Source organism: Mesorhizobium sp. STM 4661, from assembly GCF_000359125.1.
GTDB lineage: Bacteria > Pseudomonadota > Alphaproteobacteria > Rhizobiales > Rhizobiaceae > Mesorhizobium.
The window spans coordinates 71,444-97,150 of record NZ_CAAF010000030.1; the positions used below are offsets into that span (position 1 = coordinate 71,444).

Consider the following 25,707-nt stretch of genomic DNA (forward strand, 5'->3'; position numbering starts at 1 on the left):
GCTAGGCATGAGCACTGTTTTAGAGCGGATCGACGGCGTGGTTATTGGCGTGTTCCTTGGCTTTGGAGAAAGCGGACCGCTGGTCGTATTTAACGGCAATCCGGAAGAAACGGCCTTGTCCGCGCGCAGCCTGGCCGAACTGCATTTGGACATGATTGGCTCGGAAGTCGCGCTGCTGTTTGAGAATGGTGACCCACGCAGACCTCTGATCGTCGGCAGAATTGTGGAGCCAGCGAAGAAGCAAGCGGACACTCATGTAGTCCGCGACGGCGAGACCGTAAAGATTACAGCCAGCGAGCGGCTGGAACTGCGCTGCGGCAAGTCGGTGATCATTATGGAAAAAGACGGCCACCTGACCATCCGCGGAACCTATCTCGTTAGCCATGCCAGCGCGGCTAATCGCATCAGAGGCGGTTCGGTGAACTTGAACTGATGGCGAAGGCTCCCGTTATCGAGAACATTGTACGCCAGCACGCGGAAATGGCGGCGCACCTTTGGAATATTTACGATCATCACTTACTTCACCCGGACGACAACCCGGACATGGACGAGGAACGCTTGGCGCGGCTGGTGGAGCGTCTGGAGGCACACCTTGATGGGCTTCGCACTGCGGAAGAAGCAGGGCGCGAGATTGCACAAGCGCTCTACGCCGAGTTTCCCGAGGCGGGGGAACTGTTCGTGCTGAGGATGCTAAGCTCAAGCCAGCCGCTCAAGGTTGCTACCCTCAATTTGGAGCGGGTTCGAGCGTACTTGGCCGCTACCCTACCGCAACAATCCTAGCCAAGGACAGGCGTCAAACGGCTCCATGAGGTGCCGTCATAGAGTTGAACGGCGTTCCTGTGCACGGCGGCAAGTCCTGCCGCCGAGGGCGAGACACTGAGGCAAGACGTGTCCAACGCTGGAAGCGCATCAGGAAAATCGACGAGTGCGTTGCCTTGCAAGACGAAGAGGGAGTCATCGTTCAGCACGAGTGGACGCCCGTTCCACTGTTTGACGTCACCCCATCCGTCCTGCGGTTGCTCCGTAGCAAAGACTTCCTCGAAAGACCGAAATTCGCTCGTGCGCCAGATGGTGCCGCTAGAGACGAAGATCAGCCAGGTTGATGCATCTTCGACGAGAATTGGCGCCGCTATGCCCTCAACGTCGAACTCGTTCTCTATCCATGTTCCGTCGAACATGCGAATGGTCAGGGTATCGTCGCCGACCGCAGCCAAGATGAGGTCGGCCAAGCGATCAGAATCGTCCTCTTCGTCAGCAGCTTCGATCTCGTCGGTGTCTTGGTACTCCGAAACATTCAAGCCTCCGAAGATGAAGCTGTCGAGGGCAGGGCCCGGAGCCACAGTGAGGAGTGAGGGTGGGCTCGGCGGCATGTCGGACGACGGAGGCACGCTAATGTCCTCCCACCCCGAATCGACACGCCGACGGTAGACCTGGCCACCGAATCCCATTGCAAAAAGCCATCCGCTCGCCTCCCCCAGAGTGTTCATACGGCCGACACCGCGGGAGTCGTCTCGCGCATATCCGGACCCGGGAACAATCTCGGGCTGGGCGCCGGATGGTGTCAAGAAATAGACGAGTCCTTCCGCTGTAAGGCATGCAGCTTGACCCAGTGCTGCCCAGTCGGCGGACAAGCAGATCATGGACACGATCTCCTCAAGGCCGGTGAGCTCCTTCAACACGATCTGGTCGCGCTCGGCGCGTCCGACGGCGACCACGGATTCGTCGTCCTCGGCGTCGTCGGTTTCGACCAGGAGATAGAACGTGCCGCTGTCATGCAGGACACCGCCAGTGAGGGGAGCTTTGTCGGTCATTGATTGTTCATCCTTCCGGCAGCGCTGCTGCTTACGTTGGACAGGCTCTTTTCCGCCCTGATGTCGGCGTTCTCGATATCTTTCGTTGCTTTCTTCACTTCCTCGACCGCCAATTTGTAGCACTCCTCATCCAGCACGCCCTTCTTCACAAGCTTTGCCAGCGACGCAAAAGATTGCCGTCGAACTTTATTGAGTTTGGCGAGGCCGCGATTTCTGGACCCTCTGTTACGACTTGTTCCAAGCTTGGTGAGCTTGTCGTCCAGGTCTGCGTGAACCGCAAAGTCCCCCGCCGCTTTGCCAGCCTTCGTCCCGCAATGGTTCTGCGGCGGAAGGCAGATACAGATACCCTCGCCATGCGACGGGAAACCGTTGTCCTGGCTCATTCGGACGTCGCGCGGGGTCTTCCGTCCACGGACTTTCACACGTCCGGAGCGGAAGCAGCGATCGGGAATGACATGATGGAACTGCCCGGGTGGTTTCTGGGCGGCACATTGCGCCTGTTTCTCGGCGTACTCGCCGACGATGCATTCGATCTGGTTTGGTGCAGCCGGCGCACCTGGCTTTCCAATCTTTACGCTAGGCGCACCACCTGCCGTCGGAGAGGCATGGTCGTTGCTTGAGAGGTCTGAGAACCGACTGATCGGCTCGGCGTCCATCTTGACGTTGCCAGACCACGCATGGGCATACTCCTTGCCCTTGTTCACCGATGTGATGAGATTCTTCTTTGGCGCACAGCCGGCTTCGTTGCCGGTGCATTCGGTGTAGTAGGACTTGTTCTTCTGCGTGACGGTCTTGCCGCCGATCTTGACCGTACCGGTGCCCTTGTCGGTATCTCCGTCCATGCCGAATGTCGGATAGGGAACAGGAACACCGGGGGGCGTAGCCGGCGTCTGGGGCGGAGTCATGCAGACATAGGGAAACGCTGCGATCACCTGGTTTGCCTGCACCTTGCAAGCAATCTCGAGCCCGTTCGCGAACACCGTCATCGGGAAGCCCTCGCCCCCAGCAATGCCGCACCACAAGAACCGGCGTCGCTGGATGCTTCCACAAGAACCGGGTTTCCAGCTTCATAACCTTTCTTGGCCGCCATCCATGCCATGCCAACCATCAGCGGCACCACGGCCGCACCAATATTTCCAAGGGATTCCGCGGGCGACCACAAATCCTGGAACTCGTGCCGCTCTCGCAGCAGCCGGATGCTCGCCAGTGCCGTTTGCTTGAACCAGTACTGCTCGCCTATCAGGTCCGAAATCCGGTATCCGAGGCGGTTCAACTCGATGCCGGCCTCGTTGAGCGCTGCGCGATAGGCGGCCGTCATGCCGTCCGCGCGGAATGGCAGCTCATGGGTATCGTAGATCGGGGCCGGATCGCGCGACAGGCCTAGGCCATACAGGCCAAAGCCGCGGCTCTGGGCATGCGTGCAAAGCACGGCGGCTGCCGCTTCCCCAGGGATGAAGCCATTCGGATTGTTGGGAATAAGCAGGCGATTCTGGCTGAGATAATAGTCGATCGACAATGATGTCAAATAGCTGTCGACGCCGGCGATCATGACATAGGGCGCTTCGCCGGCGGCGATCAGCCGTCGCGCCCGGTCAAGCGCGACATAGCCGGAGGGACGGCCGTGCGCTACGACAGACGGCCGCGGACTGGCATCGAACTCGCCGATTTCGGTGATGCGGCGCACCAACGCGGAGGGATCCTTGTAGGGGCAACCGGGACGGTCCGTTTCGGGAAGACACAGGATCAGGGCTGTCCCGCCGCGCGCCTCGGGCACCGCCTCGAAGGCCTCACAGATGGCACCAGCCGCCAGATGTGCAATGCGGTTCTCGCCGATCCAGTTGCGCGGCAGAAGCACCGGCGCTCCGACTAGCCATTCTCCGCCTGCATCGACAAATCTGGTTTCCTGAAATCCATCCAATCTTGCCCGCATCGCGGCGCAACTGGACGGCGCATCCAGTCCGACAGCCGTCACCATTCCGACCGAGACAATATCGAGGCTGGCGCTCACGCGGCTTCGGCCTCCCCACCGTCGTCCCGAGCCGGTAGATCGAAGGTGCGGATGTAACGCTTGCCAGTTGCTTTGGCGCGCAGCATCCCCCTCGTTGGCGGGCCGACCCAACCTTCGGAGAAATCGAGAATCGTTCGATGAATCCGCTGCGACACGCGCCACACCAACGAGAAGCGTCTGTTTTCCGGGTCGAGCAGGATGGTGTCAGGGTGAATACTCCCCTCGAAAGCCTTCGCGCGACGCTTGAACAAAGTCATCGGCAGCGCGGTGTCCGGCAACCTGAAACTCACCCGGCCCTCAGGCGTAAGGTTGACCAGTTGCACTTCTTCGCCGCCTCTCGGTGGGTCGATCTGCTGGTCGGGCGGCGCCATCTGAAAATACCGCTCGTCGAAGTCAGGCGGCAGAAATGGAAAGATGTTCTTCGTCCAGTTGTCGTCATAGGTACCGCCATATTCGATGCGTCCCGGCCAGCCGCGGCCCATCGGGCCAAAACTCAGCGGCTTGTAGTCGCCGAAGGGCGAGCGGATTTCTTCGCCGACAGCTTGTGTATTCGGCACCCGCAGGCCGGGAATGAGGCGCTGGTTCTTGGTCCGTGACCAGCCGGTTCCGACCGGATTGTATTTGTAGGAGGCGGGGAGCTTGTCCTCCGGGTCCAGCTTGTCGACGCCACCCCAGGCAACGTCATAGGAGATGGGCAGTTTCAGGAAGGGCTGCGGCGACGTGGCGGTAAAGACCGGGCCGATGGAGCGCCATTCGCGGTGGCCGACGACCTCGAATAGTTTTGACCAATTGCCCACCTTGATACCGACCGGCACACGCTCGGCCGGTCTGCCGTTTGGTGCGTAAGCACAGCCATTGGCGACAACGTCGCAGCGCGGCTTGCGGAAGGCGAAATCGGTTTCCCATAGCGTGGCCGAATAGCCGGGCACGCCGGTTTGCGTATCGGCCATGACCAGCGGAACCTGTTCCGACGATTTTTTCACCAGTCCGCCGGGTGTCTTGGGAAAGTCGAACGTGCCTTTCACCACCACGACGATCCACTCGTGGCCGGCCTTGTCCAAGCCCATGGTGAATTGGTGCGGATAGCCCATCTGGTTCCAGATTTGCATCAGCTGGTCTCCCAACTGGCGGCAAAGATCCGCTCCAGCGTCTCCGCAGGAGATTGCGGATCGATATCGAAAATGTCGGAATGTGCAGTCCACATCACCAGGTCGGTAATGATCTCACTGCCCGGCTCTACGGGCGGTACCGGCAGTGCCGTCAGGGCGGCATCCAGCTCGTCGGGGGTCAGTTCACCTTGTTGTGCGGCGATGGCCGTCTCTTCGATCTCGGCAAACCACGCTTGCGCATGCGCCAGCTGGAAGGGAGCTTCGGAGAGCTGCGCGACGACAGTCAGCGGAAACTGCCTGCCTACCCTGTCGGCGCTCTGCAAGATGATGCCTGCCGATGCGCCGAAAGAAGCCGGGCCGGCCAGGAAGCGCAGCGCGGTGCTGCCGGGCCACTTCTCTTGGCCCATCAGCGGGACGATGTGCTGTGCCAGCCAGCGGTCCCAGACGCGCACGAAGTCCCCAGGCAGCCGCCGCGCGACGAAATCGCCGGTGGCAGGCATTTTGCCGTAAAAGCCGGGCAGGATCATATCTGGGGCGGACATGAGAACTTCTTGAACATCTGAAGATTGTAGGGGTTCTCGACGCTTGCCGCCTTGAGCTCGAAATCGGCGTACATGCCTTGCGTCCCCAATCGCAGGCTGTAGACATCAGACAGCGAGGTGCCGGTAAAACGGCCGCCGCGCAACATCCTCAGCCATGCCCAGCTGCCGGTCTCGTTGAGCATGATTTCGGGTGAGCCGTCGATCGGCTGGAAGGCGAGCGAGATGACGCCGGTGCCGTCCTTGCCGGGCCAGGTCATTGGCTGCGGGCGCGTCGCGTTGTTGAAGTAGACGAGGTTCTGGCCATCGAGATTGAGCGTGACGCGTGTGACGTTCGGAGACAGATCCTTGGGCTCGAGCGTGAAGTTCATCACCGGACCCGTACCGCCGGGAAAGAGATCGTCGCGGATCCGCCTGGCCTGTTCGAATGCCGCCAGAGCCGAAGAGTCCAGGCCAAAATCGGCACGCCATTTCCATGGTTGGCTGGCGGTGTCGACATAGCTGATCAGGTGGTCGTTGATGAAAGCGTCGATCATTCCGGCCGGCCCGAACAGACGGGCGAAGTCACGGACATTGACGTCGACCGCGCTTTCGGGGCTGAAGGGATAACGGTCGTTCAGCGCTGCCTGGCAGAACGGCAGGATGTCGGCGCGCCAGATGGCGTTAAGCTCCGAGGTGACCGCCTTCTGCGTCAGGCCGCTGGTATCGCCGGCGATGCCGCCGAGCCAGTCGTCGACCGGATCGGGCAGGATCTGCGCCTGCCTGGCGACCGCTCCCGTCAGCTCGGCGAGGCCGCCCTGCTTCTTGATGGCGTCCTGGGGGTCGGGATTGGCCGTGACCGTCTGCAGCACGTTGGACAGGGCGGTCAGGGCCACCACCGCGGCGTCGAGTGCCGGCGGCTGGCCGTCAACCTCGGCGATTGCGCCCTTGAGCGGCTTGAAGTGTTCGGCCACCAGATTGCCGGTAAGATCCACCTCGTCGGGGGAGCCCGCGCGTGGCAGCAGTTTTGCCCCCGTCTTCACGATCTTTCCCAGCTTCCCCAGCTTGCCGAGCAGTTTCGAGCCACCCTTCTTGGCCGCAGCCTTGTCGTCGGCTGGCGCTTCGTCGGATCGAGTAAGATCGGTCTCCTGAATGACCGCCGTAAGCAGGCGCTTCAGCGCGGAGTCGGCACTCGAAAGGTCCTTGAGGTTCTCGCTGGCGACGTTGAGGTCGGCCAATGGCGCGAGCCTCATATCGCGCAGGAAGCTGTCCCATTGCGCGATGTAGTCTTCGTAATAGAGCTTCAGAATATCCTCGGACAGCGCCGAGACGGAGGTTTCGGAATTTTCCGAACAGCCTCCGGCGAAGACCGCCCGATCCAGCGCCGCCTGGGCGGCGACATCCTCGATCCGGTCGAGAATGGCATCATGGAAGCCGGAATAGGTGAACGCTCCCGAAATGCCGACGCGCAGCGTCTTGTCGGAACGCCGCGCAAAAACCTTGGCGCCGTTGGGACCCGCGAAATTCGCGGGGATCCATTCCTTGAGCCCGGCCACCGCCGGGTCGGCCAGCAACTGCCTGTAGGCACGCGCCGGCAAGGAAATCGTGCAAACTGTTTTCAGCGCCTCGGCAACCAGCCCCTGATCCGGCGCGATATAGCTGTCGTCGACCGCCATGCGGCGGATCGCGGCAAGCTGGTGCTCTTCCGCGTCGGCGGTCGGAAAGGGCGCCGCCGGTGCGAATTCGGGCAAGTCGTTCACCCACCAGTTCTGGACGAAATCGGAATCCATCTGTGACAGGCCCGTCATCATGCGATAGGTCTTCAGCGCTCCCAGCATGAAATCCGGATCGCGGATCTGCCGCCACATGGTTGCCTCGAGCAGAGCGATCATGTGCGGCTCGAGAACGTTGCGCAGCGCGTGGTCGTAGGTGTCGGCCTGCGCCCGCAGCAGTTCCGCCGAGGCCGATGGTCCCAGCAAATCCTGGGCACTGCCCGGCGGGGCCGTTCGGGCATTTGCGACCTCGGCCATCGCATTGAGCGCGCCGTCGATGGCCGGCTGCGACACCGACGCCGGGTTTGCCGCGGCCGCGGTCAGCGGCGCCTGCAGCGCCTCGAACTGGCTTGCCTGCGCCGTGATCGCATTGCGGTTGTCATAGTAGGACCAGGTGAACACCGCACCGGCCAACACGGCCGCGGCGGCACATGCGGCGGCGGCGCCACGCCAGATCCAGGTGCGGCGGCGCTGCGCCAGCGGATCGAACGTTCCAAGGCCGGCTTCCCTAAAGATGACCTCGGTCAGCAGGTTCTTCAGGAAAAAGCTGCGTTTTTCGATGCGTTGCGCCGGCATGGCCCGTCGCGGCGGAAGACCGAAGGAAGAAGACAGCGCCGCGGCCAGCCGGTCGATGGGCGCCCCTTCCTGGGTTGCTGACGTCAGATAGAGGCCGCGCAGCCAGGCGGCTTCTTCGTACCGGCTTTCGCCGAACATTGCCTCGATCAGTACCTGGATTGGTTCGGACAGACTTGCGAGTTGGGCGGGAAACCTGAAGATCTCGGCGCGAGCGGCGAGTTTGTCCTCGTCCTCCAGGCGCGGCACCAGCCGCCGCTCGAGTTCCGTCGCCAGAGTGGCGATTTCCCGCTCTATGGTCTTTGCGTCGACACGCGCGTCCAGCGCGAACGTCGTCCCCCAGACCTGTTCGCGCGCGGCCGTCGACAGGCCGCCGAAGAAAGCCTCGAAACCCTTGATCAGATCGGCCTTGGTCAGCATCAGATAGACAGGAAGGCGGATTTCGAGCCGATCGTTGAGCTCAGCCAGCCGACGGCGGATCTTGCGGCCATGTGCCTTGATGGCTTCGTCGCCCTCCGAAAGCACGTCGATCGATAGCGCGACGATCACGCCGTTCAGTGCCCGGCGGCCCCGGTGCTTCTTCAAAAGGTCGAGGAATCCCAGCCATTCCGCCGCATCGACGTCGGGCTGGCTCTCCTGCTGGACGTAGCGGCCGGCGGTGTCGATCAGAACCGCGTTCTCCGAAAAGAACCAGTCGCAGTTGCGTGTGCCGCCAACCCCCTGCAGGTCGTCGGTCAGGTCGATCGGGAAGTTCAGCCCGGACTGCCGCAAGGCAGTGGTCTTGCCGGTGGCCGGCGGCCCGACGATCACGTACCAGGGCATCTCGCGCAGAAACTTGCGCCCGCCCAGCTTGCGGCGCTTCAGTTCGGCCATCACCTCGGCGAACTTGGCACCGACAGCGGCGACGTTCTCCTCGCCGGGGCCGAGCGGCTTTTCCACCGCCGGCGCGGCGATCTCGGCGACGAACATGCGGTTGGCGCGGATCGCCCGGCGCTGGGCGACAATCAGCCAGATCAGCCAGAAGATGACCAGCAGCGCAATGATGACGATGCGCACATTTTCCGAAGCGAAGGGTTCGTAGGCACCAACCCTGACGATCGGACCGAACACCCAGATAACCAGGGAAAGCAGTGTGATGCCGATCAGCGTCCAGAGCCAGCGCGATGTCAGAACCGCCCAGAGGAAGCGCAGGATGAACATCTCACAGCCTCTTTTCGACCAGCACCTCGACGCGGCGGTTGAGGGCCCGGCCTTGGCGCGTGCTGTTTTTGGCTACGGGATCGGTGGCTGCGCGGCCTTCGGAACGAACGCGGTCCCGCGGCACTCCGTTCTGGACCAGCATGTCGGCAATGGCCGCGGCGCGCGCTTCGGACAGCCGCTGGTTGGTGGAGAGCGGGTTGGAGCTTTGTAGCGGAACGCTGTCGGTGTGGCCGACCACCGTGATGTTTCCGATCAGTTCCTGATTGGCGAGGATCACCTTGGCGATCGAACCGATCAGGGGCTCGAAACCGCCCGTCAGTTGTGCCCGCGACGACTGGAACAGTTCGGGGTTGGAGGCCTGAACGACCAGCTTCGCCAGCGAAACGCTCTCGGTGCCACGCAGGGCCGACCTGAGATTGGCCGGCGCCCCGGCCTGAAATTCCGGCAACAGCGCAAAATCCACGGCCTCTGGCGGCGGTGCGTCGACCTGTGGCGACGTGCGGCTGATATCCCCCGGCGTGGGAGGCGGCAGCGCGCGGACAAGCGCGGAAAGCTCGACCGCCTGGCTGCTCAGGCCCATCGAGAGCCCGATATGGATTGCGGTGGCGACAACAGCGGCGGCGAGCGCCATCACCCAGATCGGAACGATGAAGCGCTGTGGCTCGTCTGAGGCGATCACGCCTTTCCAGTTCGGCGACAGCGGCGCGCCTTCGGCGTCGGCATCGCGCAGGAAGCGTGCCGCCGCCACGCGAACGGCATTGAGTGAGCGGTCGCCCGACCGGCCGGGCACGCGATACTTGCCGCGGAAGCCGAGCGCCAGGCAATGATATTGCAGTTCCAGCAATTCGCGATCACGGTTCGGGTGGCGCTCCAGTTCGTCGAGACGGGTAAAGAACTGCGTGCCGGCATCGACATCGCCGCGGAGCATGACCACGAGCGGTTGACGGGGCCATGCGCTGGCACCACCCCACGGCGTGTTCAAGGCCAGATCGTCGAGCAGCGCCGCCACCACCCAGGCTGCCTGATCGGCCCGCTCCAGCGAGGACCCCGCCGCCATTGCCGTATCGCGTGCCCGAACCAGTTCGTCGAGCAGCCGGGTGCGCAGCGCTTCCGGATTCTCCGGCGGCAGCGCGCTTTCAAGCTCGGGCGCGAACTCGAGCAAGGGCGCGAATGCGTTGACAAGTGCGTTCGGATGGGTACGGGACCGTTTTATCGGCGCGCCCGGCAAGAGTGGTGCCATCGGTCGCGGCGTCGGCGCGCCGGTCAGCCGTATGCGAGTGCGTTCACGATCCTCTGACAGTCCGAAAGGATCATCCCGGCTCATGATCTCACCTGTTCACCGAATAGCAGTCCACCTGCGGCTCGCTCGGCAACACGCCCGAAACGCCGATGACGAAGCCCGGGGCATCGAGCAGCGAGGCCCAGTGCTCGCTTTTCTGATCCAGCTCAAGACACAGCCGATCGCCATCGTAGGGGATTTCACGGGGTTGCGAATGAAGCGGTTTCAGCGGAATGCCGGGCAAACGGGATTTCCACAGGCCCTCGAACTGATCGGCTGCGCCGACAGTCGCCTGATTGACGAATATCTTGCGCAGGGCGTCCTCCGACAGCTCGGACCCGACCCGGATGACGATCCGGCTGGCCACCAAGAGCTTCGGATTGTCGATGCGGATTTTCCAAACATTGGTCGAATGCCGCATGACGGGCAGCGCGCGTGATTTCGGCTCGATGTAGCGCAGGCTCAGGATGAGGGAGCGCAGGGCATCCGCAAGCGCCGAATATGCGGGGCCAGGCGCCATGTGATCGTAAGCGGGCAACTCGCCCAGTCGCCGCGCGCTGGAGCCATAGGTCGCCATCGAACCGGCAAGACCGGCAAGCTCCAGATAAAGCTCGGCTGGATGGAAAACATCCTGAGCCAGCATGTGGGCCAGTCGGGGACGCGCCGCATTGGCGAGATTGAGCATCAACAGGTCTTCGACACTGCGCCCTGGCCCGCCCATGACCATCTTGCCATGGGCCTCGGCGATCTGGTCGAGGCCTGTAACGACTTCCAGAAGCAATTGCCGATACCAGGCCACCGCGCCGGTAACCAAGGTCGGCGGCAGGAACGTCTCGTCCAGGGACACCCCGCCGTCGGCTCGAACGCCCTTGATGTCGGCTATGGGCAGGGCGGTGTAACCGCCTACCGATTTTCCTGGGGCAAGCAGCAGCGCCTGCGGACGGGCGATTTCGATCTCTTCGGGGTCTGAACCTCCCTGCACGGCGTCGCGCACCGCAACGATCCGCCCGTGATAGCGTGCGCCGGTGGAGGCGGCGTGTGCCGGATCAAAGCCGATGCCGCCAGCAGGCTCGAGCGGCAAGGCGACCAGCACTGAGCCGGCGCCCGTATCGGCGTTCACAGGCAGCGGTCGCGGCGCGTCCATCATGTCTGGAATGGAGAAGGGGGTTCCGTCCGGGAAGATGCCCCGTGCCGACAGGATCGAGACCTGGCCGGCATCGAGCAATGCCTGGTCCAGCGTCAGCTGCTGAAAGCCGAACGTGTGGAGCTGCCCGGCCTGCAAAGCGCCGCGCACAGTCGCCTCGAAAAAACGATCCTGCTGCTGGAAATGCTGGGTCCGCAGAAACAGTCCTTCGGACCACAGCACCCTGTTTGCATCGCTCATGCCGCCACTCTCTGCATCGAGCACCCCTTGCCTTGGCCGCTAGGCGGAAATGCCCCCGCTGCCAAGCGTTACATTGACGGTAAATTGTGATCCCGGCGAAACTGACTTGGTTGTCCGCCAGTTCCTGCCGCCGGGCTCGCGTATCAGTGCAACGAAGCCCAGCGCAGTTGCGTCCGGCTCGACGGTGATGATTTTGGTCGCGGTCTTTCCCGGCGCGACTGACATCTGGTCGGATCCGATGAGATCGCCTGCGAGCGCGGAGCCGGCATCCCCCTGCAGCGCGAAATAATCGGCCGAATTGAATTTACCGGCGCTGCGCAGCCGCATCACCAGGACCGTCACCGGCCGGTCGCCGCCACCTGGTCCCGGGTTCATGCCGGCCGCGCCGGTCAGGTTGACCGTGATGGCCGATGGCTTTGGCGGGCCGCTTTGGCAAGCCGCAAGCAGCCCCGTCGCGCCCAGGGCAATGACGAATTCGCGTCGATCGATCATGTCTCACTCCTCCTCATATGCGTCCCGAAAATCTGCGCCAATTTCACCAAGGAAGCTCGATTCCGCGCTCTGGGCGATTTCACGATGGCGTTTCTGGTAGAGCTCCCACAATTTGGCGCCGCGCCCGCCCGAAAGCAGGGTGCCGATCGCGGAATTCGATTTCAGCTCTTCCTCGATCGCTGCCGGATCAAAACGGTCAATCATCCGCCGCAAGGCGGTCTGCACGCCGCGCCAGGCGCGCACGTGATGTTGCGCGAGATCGCGGATCGCGTCGGCGATTGCTGCTTCGCCGGCGAGAAATCCAGGGCTGCGCTCGGCGATAATGGTCACGATGGCGTCGTCGACAGTCGGCAGAAACTTGAGCGGATTGACCTCAGAGGCTCCGACCATCGTCTGGGCGACGCGAGCGCTTCCCTTTTCCTCGGCTCGCTTGCGCAGAAGCTGCATAAGGCCTTCCATCATCAGCCGATATTCGCGCCCGAACTTCTCCATTTCCGCGGCGGTGTCGCGCCCGGGAAAATCGGCTTCCTCGATGCCCATGCCGCGCAAGAACGCGATGCGAAGCGCCGTGTCCTCCTGCGGCGCCGCTGCCGGCGGCCGGGCAGGTTTGGCAGCGACGCCCGTTCTTGGTGGAGGAGGCGCCTCTGCCGGTTGCGCAGGCAGGTCCCAGGGCTTGGCGGATTGCGATCTTTCGGCGACACGTTCGCGCTGACCGGACGGGCCGGCGTCCTTCTCCAAGCCGGGCGATGCGGCCGGCCCGAAACCGAAATCGTCTTCGAATCCAGACGGCTTTCGTGGCACGGACTCGCTTGCACCGTTACGTGAAGGCTCCGGATCAAGGCTGAATGGGTCTGCGAGACTTGGCCCGCCACGAGGTTCGGGAACCGGGGCGGCACCGTTCGGGGCGGGAGTTGATACCGGGTCGAGGCTGAACGGATCGTCGAAGGCAGGCGAACTGGGCTGGCTGGAATTGGCACGCCCGAACGCGCCGGCAACCGGCTGTTCGAATGGGTTCGGCAGATCGGCTGGGCGTGGTCGTCTCGGTTCTTCTTCGACCCTGGCTGAAAAAAAGTCATCGTGGCCGATGCTTACCGGCGCTCGGGATGCAGGCTGGGACCATTCCGGAACCGGATGGCTGACTGGCGGCGCCTGAGCGGTCGGCGTCTGCAGGTCGACATATACAACGTAGTCGCCCAGCCTCAGCCGCATGCCGCTTTGGAGACGCGCGGACTTGCCGGAGCCGAGCGGGCTGCCGGAGTCGTTTATGAACAGCCCGCTGCTCGACGTGTCGGTGACGAAATATCCATCTCGCCCGCCAGTAATCTTGCAATGAGCGCGTGAAACGAACATGTCGGGATCGTCGATCTGCCAGTCCGCGTCCGCGCTGCGGCCGATCACCAACTCACCCTGGTCCAGCCGGGTCTGCCTTACCGCCTGGGTACGTGGTCCTTGCTCCAGCGTCAGCAGCAGGCTCATGCCGCGACCCCCGCCAATTCCGGCCGCCATCCGACGATCGTCCGCAGCCGCATGTCGTCAGCATCCCCCCTTTCGGCGGGCCGCGCAAGCCAGGTGGTCCGGCCGAGCTGTATCGCTCCGATACGCGGCGGCGGCACGGCCTCGCGCGCGAGCACGATCCGCAGATCGACGTCGAGCGATTCCCCGACCATGTCGCGGACCGCCTGCTTGAACACTTTCAGACGCTGGCCACCCGGCAGGAACGCCTTGAAGTCCTCATATCCGAGCGGGCCGACGCGGAGTTCGATCCTGCTTTGGCGGCTGAAAACGCGTGGGCCGATCGTCGCCCCGCGACCGAGCGCAGCGTAGGCCTTGGCAAGGCGGGTCTGGAGCATGGCTGGTATGGTTATCCACGCGGCGACGAACTCCCTGATCTGGACCGGCACCTTGAATGCTTCCGCCAGAAACAGCGTCAGTCGCTCTGGGCCGTCGACCTGGCTGGCGAGCGAAGCGGCCTGGCGAAGCTTCACTGTGTCGAGATCGGGATTCCGGGTGCCGGGCAGGCCGATCCCCGCCATGGCTTCAAGCATGGCGCGAACGCGGCCGCCGACCGCGCGTTCCACCTGTACCGCGGGGTGGGCATCCGCCCAGGCCCGATAGTACAGGGCAATCATGCGGTGCTGAAGAATGTTGACGAAATCCACGAAGGTCGTGTCGCTGGTCTGCTGCGCATCGGCGCCGGTGAACCAGCGCTGCGACAGGCGATCGAGCACCCAACGCGTCAGATGCAGGGGCAAGGGGCCTTCAGGTCCCATCAGCCCGAGATTTGCAACCGTGACCCGGGCCGGCGCACTGTTCTTCCCCGGCGCCTTGTCCTTCGCGTCGCGGAACTCAACCACGTCCTTGGCGGTAAAGCTGAGACGCACATGCTGCCCGAGCCTTGCCGGCTCGCGATCCGGCTGGCCGGAATAGCCGAACAGACCGCCCCTCCGTTCGAGCCGACGCAACAGCTCGAAGAAGTCGAACGATTCAGACAGCCCCTCGGCCCGGTCCAGGTCGAATGGGTCTAGATCAGGTAGCGATTGCCGGGCGTCATCGGCCATGGCACATCCTCCTGCTTCTGCAGCAGCCGCGTGCGGGTCCGCACAAAGCCGTTTATTCCGGCGTGACGGGTAAACAGCCGCGCGAGCAAGGCCGAAAGCAGCAATGTGCTTTGCCCCGCCAGAACCGACTGGTCCACATGCAGCGTCACTTCCGTGCCCCGTCCGAAGCACATCGGCCCGTCGATCTGCAGCCGTTCGATGACCGACCGCGAGTCGATGCGAACGATCGAGTGCACATTGCGGGCGAGGCTCGGATCTCCCCGGTCGGCATAGAGATCGAGCAGCGCATGCAGCGGATCCGTACCGCGACCTTCCTTGGCAAGGCTGAGAAAGTTGAGCGCGAGTTGCGCCACGAGACGCCAGGCGAGATTGTCGGCGCGGGATTCGCCCTCGGCGCCCGCCGGCAGCGCCGCAGGGATGGCCGGCTGCGGTGAACGCAATGCGCCCAGAAGCCTGACCGTTTCGACCGGATCGCCTGTCTCCAGCGTCAAAGTGGGGTTGTCGTCGAGGATCGGCAGATCGCGGTTGGTGCAAAGCGCCGTGATCTCGACCCGCTTTAGCGGACGGTTCGGCGGGCTTCCAAGCGGACGGGAGATCGACAGGAAGACGTCGTCTCCGGTGTATGAGGTGCGGGTCAGGCCGTCGCGCCGTTCATCTTCGGTGGCCCGGCGGGGGCGCCGTTCGGTGGAGTAGACCCAGCCACTGCCGCGGTTCTGCCCGAGGCTGAAGAGCTCCGGGATTTCGGCGTCGTTCCCCTCGGTGTCGGCGTCCTCGACGCGGGTGACCCGGTAGATTTCGAAGTCCCGCGCCCGCGTGCGGTCGGCATGCAGCACTTGCCGCGTCTTGCGGGGATCGAGCTCGATGACGTTGCACTCACGCTCGAAGAGGTTGATGATCGGCGTTGCGAACAGTTCGAAATCGGCTGGTGTCAGGTCGGCAAGCTCGGCCACCGGACGCCGGAATATGAAGATGATCTCGATCCCGGCCTCGCATTTGCGCAGGACGGGTTGCAGCCCTGCAATCCGCACATAGTGGAAGCGCTCGGGCATCATGAAATATTCGCGCAGCAGTCGGTACCCTTCGAATGTCGGACGGGTACGAGGCATCAGGGCCTCGTCGTCGCCGATGCCGACCATTTCGGGTTCCCGCAAAGGCGATAGCGGGTTGGTCTTGCCTTCCGCTCGTGCGCCAACAGTCGAGCAGGCACCGAAAATCGCGTCAAAAAGCAGCGGCGCCTTGGTACGCCCGGCAAAATAGAGATCAAGCCGGTCGAGCGCCAGTTCGTTGAGCTTGCCTTTTCCGGTCCGAGTGAGCGCGATACGGAGCGCAGCCTCGCCACCTATCGGCGTTATGCCGGCCGCTACCAGCCCGCTGCGATCCTGAAAATAGCTGACCGAAGTGATGGCTATCGGCCACAGCGTCATCTCCTGCGCGGTGGTGAATGTGCAGCGCGTCGACAGGCCGGGTTGCAGGCTGGAGACCAGCCGCGTGTTCCGCTTGATGACATGGCCGGCAATCATCGACTGGACCTGCTGGCCGGGTTTCAACACAGCCATCGCCGTTGCCGGCGCCGGTGTAACGAGATCGGGATAGAGGACATCCAGGACGCTGCGTGAAAACCGCGAGCGCTCCGCATCGACTTTCAATCTGGTGCGCGCGGCGAGAAAGGCAACGCCATCAAGCAGCCGCTCGACATACGGATCCGGACACGGGACCGTATCGAGCGAAAGATTGCGCGCCACAGCCGGATGCATGTCGGCAAATTCCGCTGCGAGCGCACGGATATGGGTCAGTTCCTCCTCGTAATATTCTACGAAGACCCGATCCATCTCAGGCTTCCCTAAATTCGGTCCGCGCCAAGCCGTTGTCGAGATTGATCGTGGTGCGCAGGCGCATGCGTTCTGGCGTCGGCGTCATGATCAGCACAGCGTCTATCTCGATCTTCAGGCCCATGCTTTTATCGCCAAGGGTCACCGTAACCTTTGTTGCGCTCTCCTTGAGACGTGGCTCGAACGTGGCGAGGATGGAACGGATCTCGCGCGCCAGGGCCTCGCGATCAAAGTCGCGGGACGAGCGGCCCGAAAACGAAGGCACGCCGTAATTGACCACACTTCGACGAACCTCCGGAAAATCGGCCAGCGATGGCGGATTGTCCGCGGCCTGTTCGTTTTCGAGATCGGAGAGAAGTGGAACAGCCTCGAAGCGCTCGGTGTTGAACAGCGCCTCGATGTCGCGTCGCACGGCCTCCCTGAGCACACGGGCGGATACGACCACGCCGCGACTCTCGATCTCCACACGGTGCTCGGTCTGAAAGGCCAGTCTCTGCAGGCGCCGCTTCTGTTCGGATGTCAGCTCCACATCGGCATCGATGAGCCGCGCACTGCCCGCAACGAAGGCATCCAGCCGGTCCGCGCCAAGCTCGTCCTGCAGGACTTGGCGCAGCCCGTCTATCTCGGAAGTCAGGCCCGGCAGATCATTGACGAGGCGATCCCAAAGAGAGGGCTGGACCGCTTCGCGTTTCGCTCGCGAACTGCCGGTGACCTGTAGCTTGTCGGCGCCAGGCCGGCGCGCCTCACTTGCCGACATAGACATCCATTTCGATTTCGTCATCCTTGTCATAGACGAACTTGATCTTCTTGTAGGCGAAGCTGACCTCCTCCTGGATCAGGTCTTCCTCGTCCTCGGCCTGCGACATGTCGTATTCCATGATCGAGGCGTCGGTCAGGGTGACGACCAGGTAGTCGCTGGTCTCCCCATCGATGGTCCGGCGTGCGGAGAACACAACTTCGTCCAGCGCCTTGTTGTCGAACAGCGCCTTTTTCAAATAGGGCGACGACTTGTCATAATGTTTGGTGAACTTGATCATGCCGAGGGAGACACGACCGCGACGTGAGAGCGAATTCGGATCGTATGGCGCGATTATCTTGTAATCGACCCCGTGGACTTCGATTTCATCTTCGTGGCCGTCTCGAACGCTTGGACCTTTGATATCCGGAACCTTTAGAAAGCCATCGATCTTCACTGTTGTGGGCATTGTCTTTCTCCACCGCTTTCAAACAAAACAAGATGATGCTGCTGCAAATCAAGACTTCACGGACGGTAGTTCCGACACCAGCCTGAGCGAGGCGTTGATGCCCTCCAACTGGTAATGCGGGCGCAGATAGAAGCGGGCATTGTAATAGCCCGGCCGCCCCTCCACGCTGTCCACCTGGACCTCCGCGGCGGCAAGCGGGCGCTTGGCGCGCGCCTTATCGTCGGCAAAGGCCGGGTTGGCCAGCACGTATCGGTTGATCCACTCGGTCAACCAGATCTGCATGTCCGAGCGCTCCTTGAACGAGCCGACCTTGTCGCGCGCGATGGCCTTGAGGTAATGCGCAAAGCGCGAGACCGGGAAGAGATAGGGCAGGTTGGCGCTCAGCCGTTCGTTGGACTGTGCATCGGGGTCGACCAGCCGTCCCGCCCGCGTCTCGTCGTCCTGCAGCGAGTGTGCGCCAATAAAGGCCGCGAGATCGGTATTCTTGCGATGCAGGATCGGCATCAGACCGAGCTTGGCCAGCTCTGCCTCGCGCCTATCGTCGATGGCGACTTCCGTAGGACATTTCATCGCTACCGACCCATCATCGGTTGGAAAGCTGTGCACCGGCAGGTTGAGGACCGTGCCGCCGTTCTCGACGCCGCGGATCTGGGTCCCCCAGCCAAAAAGCTTGTGGCTGCGGTTTATGTTCACGCCCATCGGGAAGGCGGCGTTCATCCAGACATATTTGTTGTGATCGCCCTGCACCTCTTCCTCGAAGGTGAAACCCTTAACCGGAACGGTATCCGTGCCATATGGCAGTCGCGCCAGGACACGTGGCATGGTCAGGCCGATATAGCGCGCATCCTCGCTCTCGCGCAGAGATTGCCACGAGGCATAGGCCGGATTGGAGACGATCTGCTGCAGGTCCTGCGGGTTCGGCAGTTCCTGCCAGCTGTCCATGCGGAACAGGCGCGGCGAGGCGGCCGCGATGAACGGCGTATGCGCGGAGGCGCAGATGCCGGAGATGTTGCGCAGCAGGCCGACGTCACGCGGATGGTTCGAGAATTCGTAGGCACCAATAACGCAGCCGATCGGTTCGCCACCGAGCATCGAATACTCGTCGGTATAGACTTTCTTGAAGATCGGGCTCTGATCCCACATCTGGCCCTCATAGTCTTCAAGCGTGTCGGCGAGCTGCTCCTTGGAAATGTTCATGACCCGGATTTTCAGCTTCTGATCCGTCTCGGTGTTGTTGACGAGGTACCAGAGGCCACGCCACGTGCCTTCCATTTCACGCACTTCCGGCGCGTGCAGGATCTCGTTCATCTGGGTCGTCAGCATCTTGTCAATGCCGGCAATCAGCGACTTGATCGACTTGATCGAGTTGGACGAAATGGTTGTCGTTTCAGAGCGGGACTGCGCGGCCAGCGCAAGATTGCGCACCAATTGCTGCAGCTTCTCGCTATCGTCTTTCTTGACCTTGAAGTCCTTTTCGAGCAGTTGGCTGAATTCTCCGAGGTCGACGGCTTCGGCCTCGGCGACGGCTGCTTCGGTTTTTTGTTGTTCGGCCATGACTTATTCCTCGCCCTTGTCGTCGGACAGTGCCTGGCTGGCAATCTGGCCAAGCAGCGGCTGGTTGTTCAGCAACTGGGCGATGCGTTTTTCGGCATCGACCCGGCCGTCCATGAAGCCGAGCAGCTCTTCGAGCTGGCGGCGCATCTTTAGGATCTCGGCCAGTTGCGGAACTTGCTCGGCGATTTTGTCCGGGGCGAAATCGCCAATCTTGGTGAAGGTGAGGTCAAGCGCCAGCTCCTCGTCGCGCTCGGCACCCTCTGCCTGCGGCAGCGTGTTCTTCACCCGCGCCTTCACCCGGGGCCCAAGCGCTTCCATGAACTTGGGAAAGCGGTTCGCATCGGTCTCGACAAAGGAGCGGTCCAGCACTGACTTTGATGCTTCCTTGGTCTGTGAAGCGCCGGAAAGGTCGGCCATCACGCCCATGACGAACGGCAGTTCAATCGTCGTCGGGCTGCCATAGGTTTCCACGTCATAGGCGATCTGCACCCGCGGCGCGCGATTTCGTTCGATGACCTTTGCTTTGCTTTCGGCTGGCATGGCTTGTTACCTTTCATCCTTCTGAGCCGTCTTCTTGGCATCGGGAACGCCGGCAAGAAGCCGGAATTCCTTCAGCCCCGAAGGGGCGAGATCTTCCATCAGTTCGACAAAATCCATGTGCACCATCCGACGCACGCGCCGTGCCAGATGCGGGATCGGGCTCGACGGTTCGGTGCGGTCATAGAAGGCGACGACAAGGTCGAGGCACTTCACGACATCGTCGCGCGAGGTGATCCGATCGGGAAGCCCCGTGCTCGGTTCCGCGTAGCTTGCCATAGTTGCCATAGTATCGGCTCCGTGACCGTTTCGAGCAGGCGTTGCCGGATCCGCGGGCGTGGAAGCCGTCGTTGCCGCGCCATTCGCCGTGGTCCCGGCAGCCGAATTCCGCTCGAGGGTCGTCAGCACACGCTGCAGAAGCCGCTTTAATTCCGGGGCGATGGCGCCGCCGCTGCCGTCAAGGTGGGTGTTGAGTGCTGTCTCGACCGCATCGAGAGCTGCGATCGCTGCCCGGGCATCGGCGAGGAGCGACACCATCTCCGCATTGGCCTGGTCCGCCTGTGCCGCGCATCCAGCGCGTACCCGGTTCAGAAGCTGACTGTGGGCGCTGGCCAGCGCCGCCTTTTCAGCCGCGTTCAACCCCGAAGCGGCTTCCTGGAGCATGACACGCTCGTCGAGCGCGCCATTTTCCAGATCGCGTCCGGTGATCGGTCCGATCGCGCGCGGCGCAAAGAATGTCCTTTGCCGCAGGTCCGCCAGCAATCCCTCCTGGCCATTCTGGAGGTCTGCGAGGGCGTTGAGACGGCGCAAGGCCGCGTCGCGTGGCGGAGCGTTCGGCCGCAATGCCGGATGCATGGTTTCCCAATATTGGTCGAAGCTCTTCGCAATCAGGGTCAGGCCCTGCGCGAGCCCGGCCGGGCCTTCTTCATTGGCCAGCGCGCGCGCGACAAGGACAAGCAAGCGCAGATCCCGGCCATGCGCGCGCAGTTCCTCAGCCTTGCCGAGAACGGCGGGCCAGTCGACCGGAATGGTGCTTTGCGAGGCGGGCTTGTTGTTGCCGTCATGGACGACCTTGACCTGGGGCTCGATGAGCCGCTCCAGCTCGTGGAAAGCCGGATCGTTGCGCAAATCCTCCCCGGACGGATTTTCACCGTCGAGAGGAGCAAGCCAGAGTGCGAGATCAATCACACAAACCCCCAGCGGGCGGCCCCGAGACCGCATGACGCAACGTTATCACACTGCGTCACTTTACCACAATTTAGTTGCTGCTTAAAAGTTAATGGAAGCCCGCAACCCGATCCTGAGCGCCGGGATCAGTGGCGTGATCGCCGAAACCTGTATGTGAAATTCATCGCATAGACGCCGGCAATTCCGTGGTTGTTTGCGGCCCGAATGTGGGACTATCCGCGAAACGGAAGCCGGCCGGGCCGGCGGCCGAGCGCCCTATCCGTCATGCGCTTTGTCAAGTCGCCACTAATGTGGCAGGTTGCTGGCTGGCAGATTTCAGGAGCAGGTTCGATGGAACAGCGCCGGTCATCGCAGAGTTTCAAGCGCAAGGAACTGGTCGGCAAGCTCAATCCTGTCTGTGTGCGCGCCTTCAAGGCCGCGGCCGATACCGCCAAGCTGCGCGGCAATCCTTACGTCGAACTCGTCCACTTCATCGAACAACTGGTGCTTTCCGACCGCTCGGATGTGCAAATGATACTTGCCGATGCGGGAGTGGATGCAAGCCGGCTTACCGCCGACATGACCCGCGCCGTCGACAAGCTGCCCTATGGCGCGACTTCGATCGAGGAATTCTCCGATCATATCTTTCATGCCATCCAGGAAGGCTGGAACCTGGCGGGGCTGGAATTCAGCGTCGAGGAGGTCCGCAGCGGCCATATCATCCTTGCCTGCCTGAAGACGCCGGTGCTGGAAGGCCTGCTGTCGAAGATCAGCGGCGAATTCGACAAGATCGACGCCGATGGGGTCATCGCGCGGTTCGCTGACGTGGTCGAAGGATCGCTCGAAGCCGGAGCCGCCCCGGCCGCTCCTGCCACTGAAACGCCGATGAAACGGGGCCCGGGCGGGGATTCGGCGCTGGCCAAATATGCCACCGACCTGACCCAGCGTGCCCGTGACGGCAAGATCGACCCGGTCGTCGGCCGTGATCCGGAGATCAGGCAGATCGTCGATATCCTGATGCGGCGCCGGCAAAACAACCCGATCCTGACCGGCGAGGCCGGGGTTGGCAAGACGGCAGTCGTCGAAGGCTTTGCCTTGCGCATCGCCGATGGCGACGTGCCGCCAACGCTGCAGGGCGTCAGCGTGCGCATGCTCGACGTCGGATTGATGCAGGCGGGTGCAAGCGTAAAGGGTGAATTCGAAAAACGGCTTAAGGCGGTCATCGATGAGGTTCAATCCTCCGAAACCTCGGTCATCCTGTTCATCGACGAAGCCCACACCTTGATTGGAGCGGGCGGCGCGGCTGGAACGGGCGATGCGGCCAACCTGCTGAAACCGGCGCTGGCGCGCGGCGAACTTCGCACCATCGCGGCAACGACCTGGGCCGAATACAAGCAGCACATCGAGAAAGACCCGGCGCTGACGCGCCGCTTCCAGGTGGTCAAGATCGACGAGCCGTCCGAGGCGGTGGCCGTTCTCATGCTGCGCGGTGTGGCCGGCGTCCTGGAGCAGCACCACAAGGTGCAGATACTCGATGAGGCGATCGAGGCGGCGGTCGGCCTGTCGCATCGCTACATCCCTGCGCGGCAATTGCCGGACAAGGCGGTGAGCCTTCTCGACACCGCCTGCGCCCGTGTCGCCATTTCGCAGCATGCCACCCCGGCCGAGGTGGAGGATATTATGCGCCGCCGCCAGGCGCTGGAGGTCGAGCGCGGCATCATCGGCCGCGAGGCGGCGATCGGCATCGAAGTGGCTGACCGGCAGGCTCGGGTCGAAACGGGTCTAGCCGAAACCGAAGTCACGCTCGCCGCCGCGCGGCAACGTTGGGAGCGGGAAAAGGCGCTGGTTGCCGAGATACTCGAACTGCGCGCCAGGCTGCGCGGCGAGGGAGTGCCGCTCGATGCGGTGGAGACGCAGGAGGCGGTCGCCGAAACAGCAGGCGCCGACGCGCCTGAGACCAAAACGCCTGAGACCGAGACGACGGCGACGGCGCCCCCCGATCCTCCCTCATCCGATCCGGTTGCCGATCTCGCGCGGCTGCGGGAACTAATGGCCGAACTGGCCGAGGCGCAGGGCGAGACGCCGCTGATCCTGCCGTCGGTCGACCGCAACGCCGTGGCGGCCGTGGTACAGGACTGGACTGGCATCCCCACTGGCAGGATGCTGTCGAGCCAGACCGAAAAGGCGCTACGGCTCGCCGCCACCTTGTCCGAACGCGTGGTCGGCCAGGATCATGCGATGGAGATGATCGCCAAGCGCGTGCAGACCAGCCGCGCCGGGCTGGGCGCGCCGGAAAAGCCGGTAGGCGTGTTCTTGCTCTGCGGTCCCTCGGGCGTGGGTAAGACCGAAACCGCGCTGGCCTTGGCCGAGACGCTTTACGGCGGCGAACAAAACCTCATCTCCATCAATATGTCCGAGTTCCAGGAGGCACATACAGTCTCCACCCTGAAAGGCGCGCCGCCCGGATATGTCGGCTATGGCAAGGGTGGCATCCTGACCGAGGCGGTCCGCCGCAAACCCTATTCGGTGATCCTGCTCGACGAGGTCGAGAAGGCTCATCCGGACGTGCACGAAATCTTCTTCCAGGTTTTTGACAAGGGGATGATGGACGACAGCGAAGGCCGTCGGATAGATTTCAAGAACACGCTGATCCTGCTCACCTCGAACGTCGGCTCCGAAGTCATCATGGACCGGACCAGAAACGGCACGGTACGGGCGGGGCTCGACGATCTAGACACAGCGCTGCGCGCCCCATTGTTGAAGGTTTTCCCGGCGGCCTTCCTTGGCCGGGTGGTAACCATCCCTTACTACCCGCTCTCGGATTCTATGATCGAAGCGATCACCCGCCATCAGTTCGCCAAGATCGCGCGCCGGTTGCGTGCAAGCAATGATGCCGAGTTGGTGATCGGTGACGGTGTCATGGATCTCGTCAAGGCCCGCTGCAGCGAGATCGAATCCGGCGGGCGAATGATCGACGCCATTCTGACAAACACGCTTCTGCCGGAATTGAGCCGCGGGGTGCTGAACCGGTCGCTCGAGGGGGAAAAGATGACGAAGGTGACTGTCGGAGCCTCCGAAGGAGGTTTCACCTATTCTTTCGAATAGCTCAGGGATCAATTCTGACGAAACATCCGACGGCTGCTTTTGTAGTTGCTTGAGGAAAGCGACGAAGCCCAGCTTTCCGCGATGGCGACCACGGCGGCATTGATCGGTCCGCTCGGGATCGTCGGCATCACCGAGGCGTCGACGATGAAGATGTTGTCGAAGCCGTTCAGCCGCAAATCCGGGTCGACGACGGCGTCCGTATCCTTGCCCATCCTGCACGTGCCGGCAGGATGATGGTGCGTGGAGGCAGCGCTCGCGATGAAAGCGTCAAGCTCGTCGTCCGACTGCACCGATGATCCTGGCAGAACTTCCACGTCGCGCCACTCGTCGAGCGCTGCATGATGACCAACCGCGCGCGCCGTCTTCAGGGCCATTCGGAAAACCGCTCGGTCGTGTTCGGTTTCGAGATAATGCGGGTCGATGACCGGTGCATCGCTGCGGCCCGGCCCGCCCGGGACGATGCGTCCACGGCTCGTCGGATGGGTGACGCCGCACAGGATCGTGAAGGCGGAGCCGTAGGACGGGGCATCCAGGCCCTCGGCCGCTGACGGAGCAACGACGCAGGCGAGCACGATATCGGGACTTCCCGTGGAACGGGTAGGGTCGTCGCCATGCAGATACATCAGCGATTCGGAGTGCTGCAAGCGGGACGGCGGCACCGGCTTTTTCGCGGCATACACATTGCCAAGCGCTAGCAGATGGTCCTGCAGATTACGGCCGACATCGCCCCGGTCGGCAAGGCAGCGTATCCCTGCCTGCCGCAGCGTATCCGGATCGCCGATGCCCGACCGCATGAGGATGAGCGGCGAGGACACCGCGCCGGCGCAAAGAACAATCCGGTCGGCGGAGACCGTCATGGCATTTCCATTGCACATGACAGCCACACCGGTGGCCCGGTGGCCACCCAGCACGAGGTGCTCGACCTCGTGGGCCATGAGCAAGGCGAGGTTCGGCCGCGCCATCACTTCCGGGGGCAGATAGGCGTCGGCGACGCTCAGCCGCCTGCCGTCTCGGATGTTCAGCGAATTGGGGCTGGTGCCGACCAGCTCGCCGCTGTTGTGGTCGGTCAGGACGGGAGCACCCATGGCCCGCCCGGCTGCCATATAGGCGCGGACCACGGGGCTGACCGCGGCATCCGGCAGATAGACGTCCAGCGGTCCGCTCCGGCCGCGCGACGGCGCGTCGAAGGCCGTGAAAGCTTCACTGCGCACAAAGCCCGGCAACAGCCCTTGATAGGACCAGCGCTCGCCCCCGGCCTCTGCCCAGGGTTGGAAATCATTAGGATGACCGCGCACATAGGCCATGGCGTGCAGGCAGCTCGAGCCGCCGACGATCTTTCCACGCGGCCATTCATGGACGCGGTTCGCGGTAAAGGGCTGCGGCACGGTCCGGTAAGCCCAGTCATAGGCGCGGCCTTGCAGCATCGTCCATTTCAGCGGGTCGGCGATATCGGGATCGGACGGCATGACCCCGGCCTCGATCAGGCCGACCTGGCAGGATCGGTCCTCGCTCAGCCGGCTGGCCACGACCGAGCCGGCGGATCCCGCGCCGACGACCAGCACGTCGAAATGACGTTTCACCTTGATGTCCCCGCGAGCAGGCCGAT

General features: G+C 62.9%; 21 protein-coding genes. 3 read left to right on the forward strand and 18 right to left on the reverse strand.

Features of this window, described 5'->3' with window-relative positions:
• The first annotated feature begins 7 nt into the window (after positions 1-7).
• Complete coding sequence (locus MESS4_RS10240; protein WP_006329674.1) at positions 8-433, forward strand: DUF6484 domain-containing protein; 426 nt, start codon at positions 8-10, stop codon at positions 431-433.
• Positions 433-780: a hypothetical protein gene (locus MESS4_RS10245; protein WP_006329675.1), complete on the forward strand. Its 348-nt coding sequence runs from the start codon at positions 433-435 to the stop codon at positions 778-780. The genes MESS4_RS10240 and MESS4_RS10245 overlap by 1 nt, the downstream gene beginning before the upstream one ends.
• Here the strand turns inward: MESS4_RS10245 and MESS4_RS10250 are convergent.
• Genes MESS4_RS10250 through tssA form a run of 17 tightly spaced genes read right to left on the reverse strand, consistent with a single transcriptional unit; the run spans position 777 to position 21,017 of the window.
• Positions 777-1,811, reverse strand: a complete 1,035-nt coding sequence (locus MESS4_RS10250; RefSeq protein WP_006329677.1) for a hypothetical protein — start codon at positions 1,809-1,811, stop codon at positions 777-779. The two genes, MESS4_RS10245 and MESS4_RS10250, sit on opposite strands and share 4 nt — an antisense overlap.
• Positions 1,808-2,797, reverse strand: coding sequence for a PAAR-like domain-containing protein (locus MESS4_RS10255; protein ID WP_036241011.1), 990 nt, complete (start codon positions 2,795-2,797; stop codon positions 1,808-1,810). The genes MESS4_RS10250 and MESS4_RS10255 overlap by 4 nt, the downstream gene beginning before the upstream one ends.
• The gene (locus tag MESS4_RS10260) at positions 2,794-3,819 is read right to left on the reverse strand and encodes a hypothetical protein (protein ID WP_006329681.1); all 1,026 of its coding nucleotides are present in this window, start codon (positions 3,817-3,819) and stop codon (positions 2,794-2,796) included. Before MESS4_RS10260 ends, MESS4_RS10255 begins: the two co-directional genes overlap by 4 nt.
• Complete coding sequence (locus tag MESS4_RS10265; protein ID WP_006329683.1) at positions 3,816-4,928, reverse strand: DUF2169 domain-containing protein; 1,113 nt, start codon at positions 4,926-4,928, stop codon at positions 3,816-3,818. Before MESS4_RS10265 ends, MESS4_RS10260 begins: the two co-directional genes overlap by 4 nt.
• Positions 4,928-5,455 carry a type VI secretion system-associated protein TagF gene (tagF, locus tag MESS4_RS10270; RefSeq protein WP_006329685.1) on the reverse strand — a complete coding sequence of 176 codons (528 nt, stop codon included), beginning with the start codon at positions 5,453-5,455 and terminating at the stop codon, positions 4,928-4,930. Before tagF ends, MESS4_RS10265 begins: the two co-directional genes overlap by 1 nt.
• Positions 5,452-8,991, reverse strand: coding sequence for a type VI secretion system membrane subunit TssM (tssM, locus tag MESS4_RS10275; RefSeq protein WP_006329692.1), 3,540 nt, complete (start codon positions 8,989-8,991; stop codon positions 5,452-5,454). The genes tagF and tssM overlap by 4 nt, the downstream gene beginning before the upstream one ends.
• 1 nt (position 8,992) lies before the next feature.
• Positions 8,993-10,315: a type IVB secretion system protein IcmH/DotU gene (gene icmH / locus MESS4_RS10280; RefSeq protein WP_006329694.1), complete on the reverse strand. Its 1,323-nt coding sequence runs from the start codon at positions 10,313-10,315 to the stop codon at positions 8,993-8,995.
• A gap of 4 nt (positions 10,316-10,319) precedes the next feature.
• The gene (tssK, locus tag MESS4_RS10285; RefSeq protein ID WP_006329696.1) at positions 10,320-11,654 is read right to left on the reverse strand and encodes a type VI secretion system baseplate subunit TssK; all 1,335 of its coding nucleotides are present in this window, start codon (positions 11,652-11,654) and stop codon (positions 10,320-10,322) included.
• 39 nt (positions 11,655-11,693) lie between these two features.
• Positions 11,694-12,146: a type VI secretion system lipoprotein TssJ gene (tssJ, locus tag MESS4_RS10290; RefSeq protein ID WP_006329698.1), complete on the reverse strand. Its 453-nt coding sequence runs from the start codon at positions 12,144-12,146 to the stop codon at positions 11,694-11,696.
• Between the two features lie 3 nt (positions 12,147-12,149).
• On the reverse strand, positions 12,150-13,622 hold the full coding sequence (gene tagH, locus MESS4_RS10295; protein ID WP_006329700.1) for a type VI secretion system-associated FHA domain protein TagH: 1,473 nt from the start codon (positions 13,620-13,622) through the stop codon (positions 12,150-12,152).
• A complete protein-coding gene (tssG, locus tag MESS4_RS10300; protein WP_006329702.1) occupies positions 13,619-14,704 on the reverse strand; it encodes a type VI secretion system baseplate subunit TssG in 1,086 nt (361 codons plus the stop codon). Before tssG ends, tagH begins: the two co-directional genes overlap by 4 nt.
• A complete protein-coding gene (tssF, locus tag MESS4_RS10305) occupies positions 14,668-16,533 on the reverse strand; it encodes a type VI secretion system baseplate subunit TssF (RefSeq protein WP_006329704.1) in 1,866 nt (621 codons plus the stop codon). Before tssF ends, tssG begins: the two co-directional genes overlap by 37 nt.
• Before the next feature lies 1 nt (position 16,534).
• Entirely contained in the window at positions 16,535-17,290 is a 756-nt protein-coding gene (gene tssE, locus MESS4_RS10310) for a type VI secretion system baseplate subunit TssE (protein ID WP_006329706.1), read from the reverse strand.
• Complete coding sequence (locus MESS4_RS10315) at positions 17,277-17,738, reverse strand: Hcp family type VI secretion system effector (protein WP_006329708.1); 462 nt, start codon at positions 17,736-17,738, stop codon at positions 17,277-17,279. The genes tssE and MESS4_RS10315 overlap by 14 nt, the downstream gene beginning before the upstream one ends.
• A gap of 48 nt (positions 17,739-17,786) precedes the next feature.
• Positions 17,787-19,292: a type VI secretion system contractile sheath large subunit gene (gene tssC, locus MESS4_RS10320; protein WP_006329710.1), complete on the reverse strand. Its 1,506-nt coding sequence runs from the start codon at positions 19,290-19,292 to the stop codon at positions 17,787-17,789.
• 3 nt (positions 19,293-19,295) lie between these two features.
• On the reverse strand, positions 19,296-19,832 hold the full coding sequence (gene tssB, locus MESS4_RS10325) for a type VI secretion system contractile sheath small subunit (protein WP_006329712.1): 537 nt from the start codon (positions 19,830-19,832) through the stop codon (positions 19,296-19,298).
• Positions 19,833-19,838: 6 nt separating this feature from the next.
• Complete coding sequence (gene tssA / locus MESS4_RS10330; RefSeq protein WP_006329715.1) at positions 19,839-21,017, reverse strand: type VI secretion system protein TssA; 1,179 nt, start codon at positions 21,015-21,017, stop codon at positions 19,839-19,841.
• Positions 21,018-21,347: 330 nt separating this feature from the next.
• On the opposite strand from tssA, the gene tssH reads away from it, so the two are divergent.
• A complete protein-coding gene (gene tssH, locus MESS4_RS10335; protein WP_006329717.1) occupies positions 21,348-24,101 on the forward strand; it encodes a type VI secretion system ATPase TssH in 2,754 nt (917 codons plus the stop codon).
• 8 nt (positions 24,102-24,109) lie between these two features.
• Here tssH and MESS4_RS10340 read toward each other — a convergent pair whose 3' ends face one another.
• Positions 24,110-25,681, reverse strand: coding sequence for a GMC family oxidoreductase N-terminal domain-containing protein (locus tag MESS4_RS10340; RefSeq protein WP_006329718.1), 1,572 nt, complete (start codon positions 25,679-25,681; stop codon positions 24,110-24,112).
• Between the last annotated feature and the right edge of the window lie 26 nt (positions 25,682-25,707).

What these genes read in the sequence shown, in the direction of transcription:
- tagH (WP_006329700.1), bottom strand. Translation starts at nt 13,622, where the DNA reads ATGAGCCTGCTGCTGACGCTGGAGCAAGGACCACGTACCCAGGCGGTA.
- MESS4_RS10245 (WP_006329675.1), top strand. Translation starts at nt 433, where the DNA reads ATGGCGAAGGCTCCCGTTATCGAGAACATTGTACGCCAGCACGCGGAA.
- MESS4_RS10265 (WP_006329683.1), bottom strand. Translation starts at nt 4,928, where the DNA reads ATGCAAATCTGGAACCAGATGGGCTATCCGCACCAATTCACCATGGGC.
- tssJ (WP_006329698.1), bottom strand. Translation starts at nt 12,146, where the DNA reads ATGATCGATCGACGCGAATTCGTCATTGCCCTGGGCGCGACGGGGCTG.
- MESS4_RS10250 (WP_006329677.1), bottom strand. Translation starts at nt 1,811, where the DNA reads ATGACCGACAAAGCTCCCCTCACTGGCGGTGTCCTGCATGACAGCGGC.
- MESS4_RS10240 (WP_006329674.1), top strand. Translation starts at nt 8, where the DNA reads ATGAGCACTGTTTTAGAGCGGATCGACGGCGTGGTTATTGGCGTGTTC.
- tssK (WP_006329696.1), bottom strand. Translation starts at nt 11,654, where the DNA reads ATGAGCGATGCAAACAGGGTGCTGTGGTCCGAAGGACTGTTTCTGCGG.
- tssC (WP_006329710.1), bottom strand. Translation starts at nt 19,292, where the DNA reads ATGGCCGAACAACAAAAAACCGAAGCAGCCGTCGCCGAGGCCGAAGCC.
- tssM (WP_006329692.1), bottom strand. Translation starts at nt 8,991, where the DNA reads ATGTTCATCCTGCGCTTCCTCTGGGCGGTTCTGACATCGCGCTGGCTC.
- MESS4_RS10255 (WP_036241011.1), bottom strand. Translation starts at nt 2,797, where the DNA reads ATGACGGTGTTCGCGAACGGGCTCGAGATTGCTTGCAAGGTGCAGGCA.
- MESS4_RS10315 (WP_006329708.1), bottom strand. Translation starts at nt 17,738, where the DNA reads ATGCCCACAACAGTGAAGATCGATGGCTTTCTAAAGGTTCCGGATATC.
- tssB (WP_006329712.1), bottom strand. Translation starts at nt 19,832, where the DNA reads ATGCCAGCCGAAAGCAAAGCAAAGGTCATCGAACGAAATCGCGCGCCG.
- tssG (WP_006329702.1), bottom strand. Translation starts at nt 14,704, where the DNA reads ATGGCCGATGACGCCCGGCAATCGCTACCTGATCTAGACCCATTCGAC.
- tagF (WP_006329685.1), bottom strand. Translation starts at nt 5,455, where the DNA reads ATGATCCTGCCCGGCTTTTACGGCAAAATGCCTGCCACCGGCGATTTC.
- tssH (WP_006329717.1), top strand. Translation starts at nt 21,348, where the DNA reads ATGGAACAGCGCCGGTCATCGCAGAGTTTCAAGCGCAAGGAACTGGTC.
- tssE (WP_006329706.1), bottom strand. Translation starts at nt 17,290, where the DNA reads ATGTCGGCAAGTGAGGCGCGCCGGCCTGGCGCCGACAAGCTACAGGTC.
- tssF (WP_006329704.1), bottom strand. Translation starts at nt 16,533, where the DNA reads ATGGATCGGGTCTTCGTAGAATATTACGAGGAGGAACTGACCCATATC.
- icmH (WP_006329694.1), bottom strand. Translation starts at nt 10,315, where the DNA reads ATGAGCCGGGATGATCCTTTCGGACTGTCAGAGGATCGTGAACGCACT.